The sequence below is a fragment of the Tahibacter caeni genome (assembly GCF_024609805.1).
Taxonomy (GTDB): Bacteria; Pseudomonadota; Gammaproteobacteria; order Xanthomonadales; family Rhodanobacteraceae; genus Tahibacter; species Tahibacter caeni.
Genome location: NZ_JANFVR010000027.1, coordinates 14,398 through 29,932, shown reverse-complemented (window position 1 = coordinate 29,932; position 15,535 = coordinate 14,398). Strand labels below are relative to the sequence as shown.

Annotated in this window: 14 protein-coding genes; all 14 read left to right on the top strand. The window is 68.0% G+C overall.

Annotated features, from left to right (window positions below; genetic code table 11):
- Window positions 1-3,425 (top strand): phosphoribosylformylglycinamidine synthase (gene purL, locus NON22_RS04350; protein ID WP_257385692.1); only part of this gene is annotated, 3,425 nt, incomplete at its 5' end.
- Window positions 3,383-4,075 (top strand): exosortase H-associated membrane protein, encoded by a 693-nt coding sequence (locus NON22_RS04345; RefSeq protein ID WP_257385691.1) that lies wholly within the window; start codon window positions 3,383-3,385, stop codon window positions 4,073-4,075. The genes purL and NON22_RS04345, both read left to right, overlap by 43 nt.
- Before the next feature lie 10 nt (window positions 4,076-4,085).
- The gene (gene gspE, locus NON22_RS04340; protein WP_257385690.1) at window positions 4,086-5,825 is read left to right on the top strand and encodes a type II secretion system ATPase GspE; all 1,740 of its coding nucleotides are present in this window, start codon (window positions 4,086-4,088) and stop codon (window positions 5,823-5,825) included.
- Window positions 5,826-5,875: 50 nt separating this feature from the next.
- On the top strand, window positions 5,876-7,093 hold the full coding sequence (locus NON22_RS04335; protein WP_257385689.1) for a type II secretion system F family protein: 1,218 nt from the start codon (window positions 5,876-5,878) through the stop codon (window positions 7,091-7,093).
- A gap of 16 nt (window positions 7,094-7,109) precedes the next feature.
- Window positions 7,110-7,541 (top strand): type II secretion system major pseudopilin GspG, encoded by a 432-nt coding sequence (gspG, locus tag NON22_RS04330; RefSeq protein WP_257385687.1) that lies wholly within the window; start codon window positions 7,110-7,112, stop codon window positions 7,539-7,541.
- An 87-nt stretch (window positions 7,542-7,628) separates the two neighbouring features.
- Window positions 7,629-8,102: a GspH/FimT family pseudopilin gene (locus NON22_RS04325; protein WP_257385686.1), complete on the top strand. Its 474-nt coding sequence runs from the start codon at window positions 7,629-7,631 to the stop codon at window positions 8,100-8,102.
- Window positions 8,099-8,614, top strand: a complete 516-nt coding sequence (locus tag NON22_RS04320; RefSeq protein WP_257385684.1) for a type IV pilus modification PilV family protein — start codon at window positions 8,099-8,101, stop codon at window positions 8,612-8,614. Before NON22_RS04325 ends, NON22_RS04320 begins: the two co-directional genes overlap by 4 nt.
- A complete protein-coding gene (locus NON22_RS04315; protein WP_257385683.1) occupies window positions 8,611-9,333 on the top strand; it encodes a prepilin-type N-terminal cleavage/methylation domain-containing protein in 723 nt (240 codons plus the stop codon). The genes NON22_RS04320 and NON22_RS04315 overlap by 4 nt, the downstream gene beginning before the upstream one ends.
- Window positions 9,330-10,223: a type II secretion system minor pseudopilin gene (locus NON22_RS04310; RefSeq protein ID WP_257385682.1), complete on the top strand. Its 894-nt coding sequence runs from the start codon at window positions 9,330-9,332 to the stop codon at window positions 10,221-10,223. The genes NON22_RS04315 and NON22_RS04310 overlap by 4 nt, the downstream gene beginning before the upstream one ends.
- Window positions 10,223-11,482: a PilN domain-containing protein gene (locus NON22_RS04305; RefSeq protein ID WP_257385681.1), complete on the top strand. Its 1,260-nt coding sequence runs from the start codon at window positions 10,223-10,225 to the stop codon at window positions 11,480-11,482. Before NON22_RS04310 ends, NON22_RS04305 begins: the two co-directional genes overlap by 1 nt.
- Window positions 11,457-12,071, top strand: coding sequence for a type II secretion system protein GspM (gspM, locus tag NON22_RS04300; RefSeq protein ID WP_257385680.1), 615 nt, complete (start codon window positions 11,457-11,459; stop codon window positions 12,069-12,071). The genes NON22_RS04305 and gspM overlap by 26 nt, the downstream gene beginning before the upstream one ends.
- On the top strand, window positions 12,068-12,799 hold the full coding sequence (locus NON22_RS04295) for a hypothetical protein (protein WP_257385679.1): 732 nt from the start codon (window positions 12,068-12,070) through the stop codon (window positions 12,797-12,799). The genes gspM and NON22_RS04295 overlap by 4 nt, the downstream gene beginning before the upstream one ends.
- Before the next feature lie 14 nt (window positions 12,800-12,813).
- Window positions 12,814-15,099, top strand: coding sequence for a type II secretion system secretin GspD (gspD, locus tag NON22_RS04290; protein ID WP_257385678.1), 2,286 nt, complete (start codon window positions 12,814-12,816; stop codon window positions 15,097-15,099).
- Between the two features lie 21 nt (window positions 15,100-15,120).
- Window positions 15,121-15,534, top strand: coding sequence for a hypothetical protein (locus tag NON22_RS04285; protein WP_257385677.1), 414 nt, complete (start codon window positions 15,121-15,123; stop codon window positions 15,532-15,534).
- Window position 15,535: the final 1 nt, after the last annotated feature.

The following is a 15,535-nucleotide window of genomic DNA, read 5'->3' as shown; positions in this document are numbered from 1 at the left end:
CGCTCGGCCGCATCGCGCTCGGCAGCGACCCGGCCGCGGCGCTCGCGGCCGCGAACGGCCGCCTCGGCCTGGCCCTGGCGCCCGACGAGATCGACTATCTCGTCGCGCGCTATGCCGAGCTCGGCCGCGATCCCAGCGACGCCGAACTCATGATGTTCGCGCAGGCCAATTCCGAACACTGCCGCCACAAGGTGTTCAACGCGAGCTGGACCGTCGACGGCCAGGCGCAGCCGCAGTCGCTGTTCGCAATGATCAAGAACACGCACCGCGCATCGCCGGCGCACACCTTGTCGGCCTATGCGGACAATGCCGCAGTCGTGACCGGCAGCGAGGGCCGGCGCTTCTTCGCCGACGCCGACGGCGTCTACCGCGCGCATGCCGAGCGCATCGACTACGCGATCAAGGTCGAGACGCACAACCATCCGACCGCGATCGCGCCGTTCCCGGGCGCGTCGACCGGTTCGGGCGGCGAGATCCGCGACGAGGGCGCGACCGGCCGCGGCGGCAAGCCCAAGGCCGGCCTGACCGGCTTCTCGGTCTCGCACCTGCGCATTCCGGGCCTGGCGCGGCCCTGGGAAACCGAACGGCCGCTGCCGCCGCGCATGGCCAGCGCGTTCGAGATCATGCGCGACGGTCCGATCGGCGCCGCGTCGTTCAACAACGAATTCGGCCGTCCGGCGCTGGCCGGGTATTTCCGCAGCTACGAGCAGGAAACCGGTCTGCCGGGCCTGCGCCGCGGCTACGACAAACCCATCATGATCGCCGGCGGCCTGGCCAATCTGCGTTCGCCACATGTGGAAAAGCGCAGCCTGCAGGCCGGCGACGCGGTCATCGTGCTCGGCGGTCCGGCCATGCTGATCGGCCTCGGCGGCGGCGCCGCCTCGTCGGTCGCCTCGGGCACGAGCTCGGCCGAGCTGGACTTCGCCTCGGTGCAGCGCGACAACCCGGAAATGCAGCGCCGCTGCCAGGAAGTCATCGACCACTGCTGGCAGCTCGGCGACGCCAATCCCATCGTCAGCGTGCACGACGTCGGCGCCGGCGGCCTGTCCAACGCGATTCCCGAACTGCTGCACGACTCCCGCGTCGGCGGCCGCATCGACCTGGGCCAGGTGCCCTGCGCCGACCCGTCGCTGTCGCCGATGCAGCTCTGGTGCAACGAGTCCCAGGAACGCTACGTGCTCGGCGTGCGGCCGCAGGACCTGGCCCGCTTCGAGGCGATCTGCGCGCGCGAGCGCTGCCCGTACGCGGTGGTCGGCACGGCCACGGCCGACGAGCATCTGATCGTCGGCTACGGCGTCGGCGCGGATACGGCGCCGGGTGCGGCCGCGGCGATCGACCTGCCGATGGACGTGCTGTTCGGCAAGGCGCCGAAGATGCATCGCGACGCGACGCGCAAGGCGCCGCGCGTCGACCTCGTGTCCGACTGCCTCGGCATCAATCTGAACGAGGCGCTGCAGCGCGTGCTGCAGTTCCCGGCGGTCGGCTCCAAGTCGTTCCTGATCACGATCGGCGACCGCAGCGTCGGCGGCCTGTGTTCGCGCGACCAGATGGTCGGCCCGTGGCAGGTGCCCGTCGCGGACTGCGCGGTCACCCTGGCCGACTTCGACGGCTACGCCGGAGAGGCCATGGCCATGGGCGAGCGCACGCCGCTGGCCGCGTTGTCCTCGGCCGACGCCGCGCGCATGGCCGTCGGCGAGGCGCTGACCAATCTCGCGGCCGCGCCGATCGCCGATCTCGGCGAGGTGCGCCTGTCGGCGAACTGGATGGCCGCGGCGAATTTCCCGCACCAGGACGCCGCGCTGTTCGACGCCGTGCGCGCGATCGGCCTGGAGTTGTGCCCGGCGCTCGGCATCTCGATCCCGGTCGGCAAGGATTCGCTGTCCATGCAGACGGTCTGGCACGACGGCGAGCGCGAGCAGAAGACCATCGCGCCGGTGTCGCTGATCGTCTCGGCATTCGCGCGCGTCGCCGACGTACGCCGCGCGTTGACGCCGCAGCTGCGCCTGGACCAGGGCGAGACCGAACTGTGGCTGCTCGACCTCGGCGGCGGCCGCAACCGCCTCGGCGGTTCGGCGCTGATGCAGGTGTTCAGTCGCACCGGCGGCGTGCCGCCGGACCTGGACGACCCGGCGCGCTTCAAGAGCTTCTTCGACTGCATCCAGCAGGCCAGTGCCGACGGCCTGCTGCTGGCCTACCACGACCGCGCCGACGGCGGCGTGCTCGTGACCCTGCTGGAAATGGCCTTCGCCGGCCACTGCGGCCTGTCGATAGGCCTGGACGGCTGGGGCGAGAACACCCTGCGCGCCTTGTTCTGCGAAGAGCTCGGCGCGGTCGTGCAACTGCGCCGCGACGACGTGCCGGCGTTCAAGGCATTGCTCGAACGCCAAGGCCTGACCGACATCGCGCACATGGTCGGCCGGCCCAAGGAAAAGCTGCAGATCGGCCTGCGTCTCGGCGACGACACGCTGGGCCGCTGGGACTGGAGCGATCTGATGCGCACCTGGTCGCAGACCAGCCATGCGATGCAGCGCCTGCGCGACAACCCGGTGCTGGCCGACAGCGAGCTGGACTGGCGCTGCGACGTCGACGATCCGGGCCTGACGCCGAAGCTCACGTTCGACCCGGCCGAGGACGTCGCCGCGCCGTTCGTCGCGCGCGGCGCGCGGCCGCGCGTGGCCGTGCTGCGCGAGCAGGGCGTCAACGGCCAGGTCGAAATGGCCGCGGCGTTCACGCGCGCGGGCTTCGACGCGGTCGACGTGCACATGTCCGACCTGCAGAGCGGCCGGCGCCGGCTCGACGAATTCCAGGGCCTCGCGGCCTGTGGCGGCTTCTCTTACGGCGACGTGCTCGGCGCGGGTCGCGGCTGGGCCACGTCGATCCTGTTCAACCCGGCGCTGCGCGGACAGTTCGCCGCATTCTTCGCCGATCCGGCGCGCTTCGCGCTCGGCGTCTGCAACGGCTGCCAGATGCTGTCGGGACTCAAGGAGATCATCCCGGGCGCCGCCTATTGGCCGCGCTTCCGACGCAACACGTCCGAGCAGTACGAGGCGCGTTTCGTCACGCTCGAGGTGCTCGAGTCGCCGTCCATCCTGCTGCGCGGCATGACCGGCTCGCGTATTCCAGTCGTCGTCGCCCACGGCGAAGGCCATGCGGAGTTCGCCCAGGGCAGCGACTACGCCCGCGTGCAGCCCTGCCTGCGCTTCGTCGACAACCGCGGCAAGGCGACCGAGACCTATCCGCTGAACGCGAACGGCTCGGTCGGCGGCCTGACCGGCCTGACCGCGGCCGAAGGCCGCGTCACGATCATGATGCCGCACCCGGAACGCGTGCACCGCAGCGTGCAGATGAGCTGGCGGCCGGACGGCTGGGGCGAGGATTCGCCGTGGATGCGCATGTTCCGCAACGCGCGCGCCTGGCTCGGATGAAGCTCAGTCCGCTCAAGCGCTTCCTGCTCGCAGCTCTGGCGTGGCTGCCGGCCTGTTTCGCGCTCTGGTGGTGGGTGTCGGGACTGACCGTCAAGCTGCCGGTCTGGCTCGCCGGCCAGGCGCTGACCCTGCTGTGGCCCGACCTCGTCGCCAGCGTCAGCCAGGGTTTCGATACCGGCGGCATGCCGACCATGGACGTGCTGACCCGGATCGCGGTCAGCGAGGTCGGTCCGAACGGCCAGGTCGCGACGGGCTATCTGGAGCCCAGCGTGCACCCGCTGCTCTACGGCTATTCGCTGCCGCTGTTCTTCGGCCTGTGTCTGGCCACGCCGCAGGAAGAAGAACGGCGCTGGGGCCAGATGGCGCTGGGCTGTCTCGCGATCTGGCTGGCCCAGGCGTTCGGCATCGCCGCCGACGCGCTCAAGCTGCTCGCGCTGGGCTCCGGCCCCGAAGCCGCCGCCGCTATCCAGGCCGCCGGGCTTAACGTGAATCTGATTGCCCTTTGCTACCAGTTCGGCTATCTGATCCTGCCGACCGTCGTGCCGGCCGCGCTGTGGCTGGCGCTCAATCGTCCGTTCATAGAAGCACTGACCGGACGTCCGTTCGGGGAACCCGGCGGCGGCAGCGCCGGTCGAAACGCCGCCTCCTAGGAAAGAAGTCATGTCTGCTGTCGATCTGCAGGAAGTCGAGCCCGGCCTCGACGCCGCCGCCGCGAACCTGGACGAGCGAATCTGCGCGTTCCTGGTCAAGAAGGGCCGCCTCAAGGAGGCGGACCTCGCGCGTGCGCGGCGCGTGCACGAGGAATCCGACAGCGACTCGCTGGTCAACCTGCTGACCAAGCTCGGCCTCGTGTCCGAGCGCGACATGGCCGAATCGATGGCCGAGCTGCTCAAGCTGCCGCTGCTCGGCGCCAAGGATTTTCCCGAAGCGCCGCCGCCGAACATCGCGCTGTCGGTGCGCTTCCTCAAGCAGCATCACGTCGTGCCGATCAGCGAGAGCGAGACCGAAGTCGGCCTGCTCGTGGCCGATCCGGCCGAGTCGTATCCGGCCCAGGCGGTGGAACTCGCGACCGCGCGCAAGGTGTCGCTGCAGATCGGCCTGCGTTCGGAGATCGACGATCTGATCGAGCGCTACTACGGCCAGGGCCGCTCGGCCATGGGCACCATCGTCGAGACCCTGTCCGACGAGGCCGCGCGCGGCGAGGACGACATCGAGCACCTGCGCGACCTCGCGTCCGAGGCGCCGGTCATCCGCCTCGTCAACCTGATCGTGCAGCGCGCGGTCGAGCAGCGCGCGTCGGACATTCACATCGAACCGTTCGAGAGCCGCCTGAAGGTGCGCTACCGCATCGACGGCGTGCTGCACGAGGTCGAGTCGCCGCCGGCGGCGTCGACCGCGGCGGTGATCTCGCGCGTCAAGATCATGGCCAAGCTCAACATCGCCGAGCGCCGCCTGCCGCAGGACGGCCGCATCATGCTGCGCGTGCAGGGCAAGGAACTCGACCTGCGCGTCTCCACCGTGCCGACCTCCTGGGGCGAGTCGGTGGTCATGCGTATCCTCGACCGCGAAAGCGTCGTGTTCGATTTCCACACCCTGGGCTTCACCGACGAATTCCTGCCGCAGTTCATGAAGGTGCTCGAGCTGCCGCACGGCATCATGCTCGTGACCGGCCCGACCGGCTCGGGCAAGACGACGACCCTGTACACGGCGCTGTCGAAGCTCAACCAGCCCGACGTCAAGATCATCACGGTCGAGGACCCGGTCGAATACCAGATCGAAGGCATCAACCAGATCCAGGCCAAGCCGCAGATCGGCCTGGATTTCAGCCATGCGCTGCGCTCCATCGTGCGCCAGGACCCGGACATCATCATGATCGGGGAAATGCGCGACCTGGAGACCTGCCGCATCGCGATCCAGTCGGCGCTGACGGGCCATCTCGTGCTGTCGACCCTGCACACGAACAACGCCGCCGGCGGCATCACGCGCCTGCTCGACATGGGCGTGGAGGACTATCTGCTGACCTCCACGGTCAACGGCATCCTCGCCCAGCGCCTCGTGCGCCGCCTCGACAAGGAGCATGCGGAGGCCTACACGCCGCTGCCCGAGGTCGTGCGCGAGTTCAATCTCGACAAGCTCGGCGGGCCGGGCCCGCTGCAGCTGTACAAGCCGATGTCGAGCCCGAACTACCCGAGCGGCTACTACGGCCGCACGACGATCATGGAATTCATGGTCATGTCCGATCCGCTGCGCCGCCTGGTCATGCAGCACGCCGGCATGGGCGAGCTCGAACAGCAGGCGCGCAGCGAAGGCATGCGCACGATGTACGAGGACGGCATCGTCAAGTCGCTGGCCGGCGTCACCACGATCGAAGAAGTGCTGCGCGTGACCCAGGAAGGCTGAGTGCCGCCTGACGCGCAACTCCCCCCATTCCGGACCGAAACCCCGCCTGCATGCCTCTGTTCCGCTACAAAGCCGTAACCCCTGCCGGCGAGACGCTCGAAGGCCAGATGGAGGCCGCGTCCGCCGACGAGGTCATCGCGAAGCTGCAGGACGCGGGCAACATTCCGCTGGACGCGCGCGCGGCCGATGCGAGCGAGGGCAGCACCTTGCTGTCGCTGCTGACGCGGCGGTCGAGCTTCAGCGCGTCGCAGGTCGTACAGTTCACGCAGCAGCTCGCGACCATGCTCGGCGCCGGCCAGCCGCTGGACCGCGCGCTGCAGATCGTGCTGGACCTGCCCGGCGACGAGAAGGCGCGGCGCATGCTCGAACGCGTGCGCGACACGGTGCGCGGCGGCGCGCCGCTGTCGGACGCGCTGGAGGCCGAGCACGGCGTGTTCTCGCGCCTCTACGTCAACATGGTGCGCGCGGGCGAAGCCGGCGGTTCGCTCGACGAGACCCTGCGCCGCCTGGCCGAATACCTCGAGCGCACGCGCGAGCTGCGCGGCAACGTCATCAACGCGATGATCTATCCGGCCTTCCTGGTCGGCATGGTGTTCGTGTCGCTGATGATCCTGCTGATCTACGTCGTGCCGCAGTTCGTGCCGATGTTCAACGACATGGGCGTGGAGATGCCGCTGATCACGCGCATCGTGTTCGGCGTCGGCACGGTGCTGCAGAAATTCTGGTGGCTGCTGCTGGTCGCCGCGGTGCTCGGCGCGGGCTGGCTGCGCCGGCAGTACGCGCAGCCGGAAACGCGCCTCGCGCTGGATTCGCGCCTGCTGTCGGTGAAGGTCGCCGGCGACGTCGTGCTCAAGCTCGAGACGGCGCGCCTGACGCGCACCTTGGGAACTTTGCTCAAGAACGGCGTTCCGTTGTTGGGTGCGATGACGATCGCGCGCAACGTCATGAGCAATGCCGCGCTGGCCGAGGCGGTCGGTGCGGCCACCGAAGAGGTCAAGCGCGGCAACGGCCTCGGCTACGCGCTGAGCCAGAGCAAGCGCTTCCCCAAACTCGCGCTGCAGATGGTCGCCGTCGGCGAGGAATCCGGCGAGCTCGACGGCATGCTTCTCAAGACGGCGGACACCTTCGATCAGGAAGTGAAGAACACCCTGGACCGGCTTCTGGCCGCGCTGGTCCCGGTGGTGACGATCGTGATGACGGTACTGGTGGCGATGATCATGATGGCGATCATCCTGCCGATCATGAACCTGGCCGGTTCGGTCCAATAAATTTCGGGAGAACGCTATGAAATTCGCACACACCGGCCGTCGCGGCCTGCGCGGCCAGTCGGGCTTCAGCCTGCTGGAAATGCTCGCCGTCATCGTGCTGATCGGCATCGTCGCCGGCATCGTCGTCAACCAGGTCGGCAAGAACGTCGACAAGGGCAAGTGGAACGCCGGCAAGGCGCAGGTGCAGAAGCTCGCGATGAGCATCGAAGCCTATTCGCTCGACAACGGCGGTCCGCCGGAAAAGCTCGAGGACCTGGTCACGAAGCCCGGCAATGCGCCGAACTGGAAGTCGGGCTACGCGAAGGAATCGGATCTCAAGAGCCCGTTCGGCAGCGCGTTCGGCTACAAGAAGCCCGGCGAGCACGGCGATTTCGATCTCGTGTTCTACGGCAAGGACGGCAAGTCCGGCGGCGAGGAATACAACGCCGACTACGGCAACTGGCAGTAATGGCCGATGCGGACGGCGGATCGCGAGCTGCGCCCGGACGAGACCGGGCCGTGTGCTGCCGCGGGGGCTGACCCCGTGCGGCACGCCGTGCGCCGCCGCCGCGCCGCCGTGCCGTCCGCCGAACGCGGCTTCAGCCTGCTCGAGCTCATCGCCGTCATCGTGCTGGTCGCGATCGCGGTCACCGTCGCATCGATGTCCTTCAGCAAGAGTCTCGGCAGCGCGAAGATCCAGGCCGCGAGCCGCGATCTCGTCGCGGCGCTGCGCTACACGCGCGGCCAGGCCATCGTCAAAGGCGAGCAGAAGACCCTCGACATCGATCTCGAGGACATGAGCTACACCGCGCCGGGCAAGGCCGCGGTCAAGTTTCCCGACAAGGTCGAAGTCAAGCTGCTGACCGCGCAGAGCGAACAGATTCACGAGAAGGCCGGCCGCATCCGCTTCTATCCGGACGGCAGTTCCACCGGCGGCCACGTCTCCGTCATTTCCGGCGCGCGCGAGTGGCGCGTCAACGTCGGCTGGCTGACCGGCGAGGTCGATCTCGAGGAGCTCAAGGAGCGATGAAACGCCTGCCGCCGCCGCTGCGCCGCTCATTGAGTGCTCCGTCGCGCCAGACCGGCTTCAGCCTGATCGAACTGATTGCGGCCTTCGTCGTGTTCGCGATCGGCTTCGGCGTGCTGATGGGTATCTTGTCCGCGTCGATCCGCAACACGCGGCTCGCCGCCGACTACACCCAGGCCGCGTTGTGGGCCCAGTCGCAGCTTGACGTGGTCGGCATAGGCGAGAAGGTCGAGCCCGGCCGCAAGAGCGGCCGCTTCGACGACCAGTTCCGCTGGGAGCTGGAGATCAGCAAGTACGAGCCGCCGCCGGATTCCAATTCGCAGCCCAGGCCCGAAGGCTTCCAGGGCATCGACCTGTTCCTCGTCGACCTCGAAGTGCTCTGGGGCGACCGGCGCAGCCCACGCAGTGCGCATTTCGTCTCGCTGCGCTCGGCGATTCCCGAATCCGGCGGCTCCGTCGGCATCGAGTCGCCCGACGGCACCATCCGTCGCAACGAGCAGGAACGCAAGCAATGAACCGCGGCCGCCGCCAGGCCGGCTTCAGCCTGCTCGAAGTGCTGCTCGCGATCACCTTGCTCGCCGTGCTGCTCGCCGGCGCGATGAGCGGCATCCGCGCCGCGACGCGCGCGATGCACTCGGGCGAGCAGAACATCGAGCGCACCAACCGGCTGCGCGTCGCCCAGGAATTCATCCGCCACGAGCTCAGCCGCAGCCTGCCGCTGGCTTTCGGCCAGGAGCACGGCAGCGGCGCGAACTTCGTGTTCCAGGGCGAGAACGATTTCCTGCGCTTCGTCGCACCGATGCCGGGCCATCTGAGCCGCGGCGGCCCCTACGTGCAGACGCTCGAGCTGTCGCGCGGCCGCAACGGCCTGCAGCTCGTGTTCACCCACAACATGCTCAACGGCTTCGACCTCGACAAGCTCAAGCCCGACGACGGCGTGCCGGTACTGTTGCTCGACGGCATCCGCCGCGGCCGTTTCGAATACCGCAAGCTCGACGACCAGAACGAGCTGGAGGACTGGAAGCAGGAATGGGAAAACCCGTCCCTGCTGCCTGTCATGGTGCGCATCGATCTCGAGATGACGCCGGAGTCGGGTCTGGTCTGGCCGACCATGGAGATCCCGCTGATCCTCGACACCAGCGGCGGCGTGCGCCTGTTCCAGCAGCGGCTGCCGCAGAGCGGCGGCGGCGCCTCGCCGGACCCGGGCTCCAGCGGCGCGATGGAAAAACAATGATGCATCCGGTACGCCAGCGCGGCGTCGCGTTCATCCTCGTGCTCTGGGTCATCGCGCTGATGAGCATCCTGCTCGGCAGCTTCGCCGTGATCGCGCGCACCGAGAACCTGCAGGCGCGCCATCTGTTCGATGCTACCGCCGCGCGCTATGCGGCCGAAGCCGGGATCCACCGCGCCGTCTACGAACTGCGCAATCCGGATCCGTTCTCGCGCTGGGTCGCCGACGGCCGGCCCTACGAGTTCGAACTCGACGGCATCCGGATCGAGCTGCGCCTGACCGACGACAGCGGCAAGATCGACATCAACGTCACCGACGCGCTGATGCTCAAGGCGCTGTTCCAGAGCAGCGGGATCGAGGAGCGCCGCGCCGAGGAACTGGCCGATGCGATCATCGACTGGCGCGATCCCGACGACCTGGCCGGTCCGCACGGTGCCGAGGAGTCCGACTACAAAGCCGCCGGTCTGAAGTACGCGCCGCGGAACGCGCCGTTCGAAACGGTGTCGGAGATCCAGCAGGTGCTGGGGATGGACTACGACACCTATCACCTGATCGAGAAGGGCATCACCCTCTATTCCGGCCGCAGCCAGCCGAGCTTCGCCTACGCGCCGCTGGAAGTGCTGCGCACGCTGCCGGGCATGACTGAGGAACTCGCGCAGATGATGATCAGCCAGCGCCAGGCGGTGCCGCCGGGCATGCCCTACAACATGACTCTGCCCGACGGAACCCCTGTCATGGCGGAGGGTGGGGGGCTCACGTATAGTATCGAGTCCCGCGCTACGCTCCCGAACGGCGCCAGCACCCGGCTGGACGCCACGATACGGCTCGGCGGACAGGGTGTGGGCGGCAGGCCGTTCGTGGTCCTGCGCTGGCGCGACGGCGAAGATCAGTAATGGCCATCCAAGACGTGCTCGAACCTCAGCTCGTCCGCTTGCGGGCGCGCTATGCCAAGACACCGCTGCCGCGCTTCTTTGCGTGGTGGGGCGGCGAGTTGCTGTCTTTCCTGCCGGCCAGCTGGCGCGCCGCGCTGACCGAGGGACGTGAATCGCTGCTGCTGCACGTGGCCGACGGCCAGCTCGTCGCGCGCCGCGAGACCGCGCGCGGCGCGACCGATTTCGGCCAGGTCGCGCTGGACCAGGACGTGGATGTCCAGCGCAGCGATTTCCAGCGCCTGCGCGCGCGCATCGACGAACCGCAGCTGCGCCAGTTTTTCTGCGTGCCGCCGGCCCGCGTACTGCGGCGCTCGCTGAACCTGCCGGCCGCGACCGAGGACAACCTGCGCCAGGTGCTCGCGTTCGAGATGGACCGGCAGACGCCGTTCAAGGCCGACCAGGTCTATTTCGACTGCGTCGTGCGCGGCCGCGACGCCGCCGGCCGGCAGATCGTCGTCGACCTCGTCGTGATGCCGCGCAGCGCGTTCGACGAGGAGCTCGCGCCGATCACCCAGCTCGGCATCCCGCTCGACGGCGTCGACTGCTGGCTCGACGTCGCCAGCGGCCAGCGCCTCGGCGTCAACCTGCTGCCGGCCGACCGGCGCGCCCGGCGCAGCCACCAGCGTCTCTGGATCAATCTCGGCCTCGCCGCGCTGACCGTCGCGCTCGCCTTCGGCGTCATGGCGCGCACCGTCGCCAATCGCCAGGTCGCACTCGAGAACATGACGGCCGAGGTGCAGGCCGCGCAGGAAGAGGCCAAGCAGGTCGCGGCCCTGCGCAAGACCCTGGAAGAAACCATCGATTCGGCCAACTTCCTGACCCAGAAGAAGCGCACCGTCGTGCCGGCGATCGCGCTGCTCAAGGACCTGACCGAACGGTTGCCCGACAGCACCTACATCGAGCGCCTCAACGTGACCGAGGACGGCCGCGTCGAACTGCAGGGTCTCAGCGACCGCTCGGAAAACCTGATCGCCGAGTTGCAGAAGTCCAAGGTGCTCGGCGAACCGGCGTTCCAGGGCGTCGTGCAGCCCGATCCGCGCATCAAGAAGGACCGCTTCAACCTCGTCGCGCAGCTCAAGGCGCGCGAAGCGACGCCGACCAGGCCGTCCGCCGACGCCGCGGCCGCGGACAAGGCGGCCGCGGACAAGGCGCCGGCTGAGGCGGCTCCGGCCGAATCCAAGGAGGGGAGCGCGAATGCGCCTGCTGCCCGAAAAGAATAACGGCCGCCTGATGGCCGTGGTGCTGACCCTGATCGTGCTGCTGCTGGGCTATCTGCTCGGCGTGCACTGGTGGTTCGTCGCGCCGCACCTGGACATCGCCTCGCAGATGAGCGACCTGCGCGAACAGCAGCAACGCTTCCGCGAGACGAGCAAGCAGCGCGGCGAAATCGAGAAGCGCCTGGCCGACGTGCGCAGCTTCGAGCAGAGCAATCAGGCCTTCCTGGCCCAGACCGATCCGGCCGGCGCCGCGGCCGACCTGATCCAGCGGATGAAACAGGCGGTCAGCGAGCACGGCGGCGACCAGAACCGCTGCCAGGTGCTGACCCACCAGCAGCTCAGCGGCGGCAAGCCCGAACTCTACGAGCGCGTCACGGTGCAGGTGCGCATGCGCTGCGACCTGGAGCCGCTGTCCTTGATCATCTACCAGCTCGAAAGCGGCAAGCCGTATCTGTTCGTCGAGCAACTGATGATCTACAAGCAGAACTACGGCTACGTCGCGCCGGGACAAAAGCAGCCGCAGCAGAGCGCGTTGGACATCCGCTTCAACCTGTCGGGCTACATGCGCAAGCGCGGGGCGGAGAAGGCATGAACGCGCGCACCGCTCGCCTGATCACGACGGGCCTGGCCGGCGCCTGCGGCGTCATGGCGCTGGCCGGCGTGCTGGCCTGGATGGGCGCCGGCAAGGGCTACGGCTGGCTGCCCGAAACCGAGGCGCCGCCGGTCACCGGCGTGGGCCGCATCGACACCGAAGCCGTCGTCATGCCGCCGAACTCGGAATTCGCCGAAGTGCGCCAGCGGCCGATCTTCAACGAAGACCGCAAGCCGACGCCGATCGTCGAGACGGCCAAGGACGAACCGCCGCCGTCGGTGCCGTTGAACATCACTCTGACCGGCGTCGTGCTGACGCCGGACGTCAAGCTCGCGATGGTCCGCGACAACGCCAAGAACGAGGCCGTCTCGCTGCGCATCGGCATGCCGCTGCCGGGCGAGCAGCAGGGCTGGACCCTGACCGAGATCCGTGCGCGCAGCGTCGTGTTCAAGAATCCGCAGGATGAGGCTTCGGAAGTGGAACTCGAGGTCGCGCCGGGACTCACAGTACCGCCGAGTGCGAAGCCCACGGCGCCGGCAGCGGCGAACGCCGCACCCGCGCCGCCGCCGGTTCCGCCGCCGGGCGGCGCACCGACCACCGTGCCGGGACAGCCGCCCGGCCAACCGGCGGACCGGGCCGCCGAACTGCAACAGCGTATCGAAGAGCGCCGCCGCGAAATGCGCGAGCAGGCGGAAAAGCTGCGCCAGCAGCAGGAACAGGTCAAATGAACGGAGTGCCACCAGTGCGTCTACGTCTGTATCCCCTTTGCCTGGTCGCGCTGCTGGTCGCGCTCGGCGGCTGCACGTCCGGTCCGGTGCGGCCCGACCGCGCCGACGAACTCCCGACGAAATCCGCCCCGTCGGAAACCGAAGCCGAGAAGGTGCTGACCGGCAAGCTCGAACGCGACGAAGGTCCGATCGCGCTGAGCGGCAAGAAGGATCCGTCAGCCCAGGTGCCCAAGCCGGAAATCGAGAAGGGCACCTCGAAATTCATCAACGAGGCCGCCGCGCGCGCGCCGGTCCCGAGCGTGCCCGACGCCGACGGCCAGCTGACCTTCAATTTCGAGAACCAGCCGATCCAGGCCGTGGCCAAGGCCATCCTCGGCGACCTGCTGCAGCTCAACTACGTGATCGCGCCGGGCGTGCAGGGCAACGTCAGCTTCTCGACGTCCAAGCCGATCAAGTCCGATCAGGCCATGTCGATCCTCGAGATGCTGCTGTCCTGGACCAACAACTCGCTGGTCTACAGCGAGGGGCGCTACACGGTGCTGCCGACCAAGGACGCGCTGCCGGGCAAGCTGGTGCCGCGCGTCGCGCCGCCGGGCCTGGCCAAGGGCTACGAAGTGCGCGTGTTCCCGCTGCGCTTCGTTTCGCCGAAGGAAATGGAGAAGCTGCTCAAGCCCTATGCCAAGCCCGAGGCCTTCGTCTCGGTGGACACGGCACGCAGCATGCTCGTGCTGGCCGGTACGAGCACCGAGCTGAGCAACTACCAGCGCACGATCGACACCTTCGACGTCGACTGGCTCAAGGGCATGTCGATCGGCGTATACGCCGTGGTCAACGTCGAAGTCGCCAAGATCATGCCCGAGCTGGACAAGCTGTTCGGCGCGACCGGCGAATCGCCGATGGCCGGCATGTTCCGCTTCGTGCCGATCGAGCGCACGAATTCGGTCATCGTGATCACGCCGAATCCGGACTATCTGGCCCAGGCAGAGGAGTGGCTGCGCCGCCTCGACCAGGGCGGCAGCGAGAACGGCACCCAGCTATATGTGTACGACGTCAAAAATGTAAAATCCGTCGACCTCGCCGACCGCCTCAACGAGGTGTTCACGGGCCAGCGCGGCAGCGGTTCCTCGTCGCGCCGCACGAGCACGCGCGGCGGCGTGGCACCGGGCCTGCAGTCGGTCGAGATGCGCGGCACGAACGACAACAGCCGCCGTGCCGAAGCCACGCGCGAACGGCAGGCGGCCGCCAACAGCGGCACCTCTGGCAGCGGCGCGGCGTCGTTCACGATCGGCGACGACGAAGCCGAAGTGCGCATCACCGCGGTCGAGGAAAACAACCAGATCCTCGTGATGGCCACGCAGAGCCAGTGGGGCATCATCCAGAGCGCGATCAAGCGCCTCGACGTCGAGCCGCTGCAGGTGCAGATCGAGACCAAGATCCTCGAAGTGTCCCTGGTCGGCGATCTCGAGTACGGCGTGCGCTGGTTCCTCGAAGGCCTGATCGGCACGAGCAACCAGGGCGAAAACCGCTTCACCCAGTCGCAGCCCGGCAACCAGCAGCGCGGCCTGTTCGGTGCGACCAACACGCCGAATTCGGCCAACTCAAACCTGTTCTTCTCGTTCATCAACAGCGAGATCGAAGTCGCGATCAACGCGCTGCAGACGAGCTCGAACACCAAGACCCTGTCGGCGCCGTCGCTGGTCGTGCTCAACAACAAGGAAGCGCGCATCAACGTCGGCGACCAGATCCCGGTCGTGCAGAACTATCTCAGCGGCGGCTTCACCACCGGCGTCAACGGCAACGTCAACACGGGAACGAGCTACGGTTCGGTGCAGTTCCGCGACGTCGGCGTGATCCTGACCGTGACCCCGCGCGTCAATCCGGGCGGCCTGGTCTACATGGAAGTGTCGCAGGAGGTCAGCAAGCCCGGCGCGCAGGACGTCACCGGCAACTACAGCGTGGCCAAGCGCGAGATCGAGACCGAGATCGCCGTGCAGAGCGGCCAGACCGTGCTGCTCGGCGGCCTGATCGGCGAATCGGAAGTCGCCGGCAAGGACGGCGTGCCGGGGCTCAGCCGCATCCCGCTGCTCGGCAACCTGTTCGGCCATACCAAGAAGAATCGCACGCGTACCGAACTCATCGTGCTGATCACGCCGCGCGTCGTCGGCAACGCCGTCGATGCGCGCAGCATCACCGAGGAATATCAGCGTCGCTTCGAATCGCTGCCGCCGATCAAGGGTGCCGGCGGCGATACGCTCGAGAGCGCGTTCGGCGACAAGGCCAACAAGAAAAAGCAGAACTGACGAATTAGCGGAGTGAAGCCCATGAAGAATGCCAAGATCCTGCTGTTGCCGGCGCTGCTCGCGCTGCTGGCCGGTTGTTCCGCCGGCGGCGGCGCCAAGAAGGGCGCCAGCGTCGAAGAGCGCGCCGTCAAGCGGTGGGAGCTGCTGATCGACCACAAGGCGGCCGATGCCTACGAGTACCTGACCCCGGGCTACCGGTCCACCCACCCCAAGGATCAGTACGCCGCCGCCATGTCGACGCGGCCGGTCCACTGGAAGAAGGTCGAGCTCATGGACAAGGAGTGTCCGGATGCGGATACCTGCAACGTTCGACTGATCGTCGATTTCGAGCTGCGGATCGCGGCCGGCGTCCCGGGTCCGGTCTCAAGTACTGATGTCCAGAAGGAAAAATGGCTCCGCATCAAGGGGCAGTGGTACCACCTTCCGGCTCAATAAG

What these genes read in the sequence shown, in the direction of transcription:
- gspE (WP_257385690.1), top strand. Translation starts at nt 4,086, where the DNA reads ATGTCTGCTGTCGATCTGCAGGAAGTCGAGCCCGGCCTCGACGCCGCC.
- NON22_RS04335 (WP_257385689.1), top strand. Translation starts at nt 5,876, where the DNA reads ATGCCTCTGTTCCGCTACAAAGCCGTAACCCCTGCCGGCGAGACGCTC.
- gspG (WP_257385687.1), top strand. Translation starts at nt 7,110, where the DNA reads ATGAAATTCGCACACACCGGCCGTCGCGGCCTGCGCGGCCAGTCGGGC.
- NON22_RS04320 (WP_257385684.1), top strand. Translation starts at nt 8,099, where the DNA reads ATGAAACGCCTGCCGCCGCCGCTGCGCCGCTCATTGAGTGCTCCGTCG.
- NON22_RS04315 (WP_257385683.1), top strand. Translation starts at nt 8,611, where the DNA reads ATGAACCGCGGCCGCCGCCAGGCCGGCTTCAGCCTGCTCGAAGTGCTG.
- NON22_RS04310 (WP_257385682.1), top strand. Translation starts at nt 9,330, where the DNA reads ATGATGCATCCGGTACGCCAGCGCGGCGTCGCGTTCATCCTCGTGCTC.
- NON22_RS04305 (WP_257385681.1), top strand. Translation starts at nt 10,223, where the DNA reads ATGGCCATCCAAGACGTGCTCGAACCTCAGCTCGTCCGCTTGCGGGCG.
- gspM (WP_257385680.1), top strand. Translation starts at nt 11,457, where the DNA reads ATGCGCCTGCTGCCCGAAAAGAATAACGGCCGCCTGATGGCCGTGGTG.
- NON22_RS04295 (WP_257385679.1), top strand. Translation starts at nt 12,068, where the DNA reads ATGAACGCGCGCACCGCTCGCCTGATCACGACGGGCCTGGCCGGCGCC.
- NON22_RS04285 (WP_257385677.1), top strand. Translation starts at nt 15,121, where the DNA reads ATGAAGAATGCCAAGATCCTGCTGTTGCCGGCGCTGCTCGCGCTGCTG.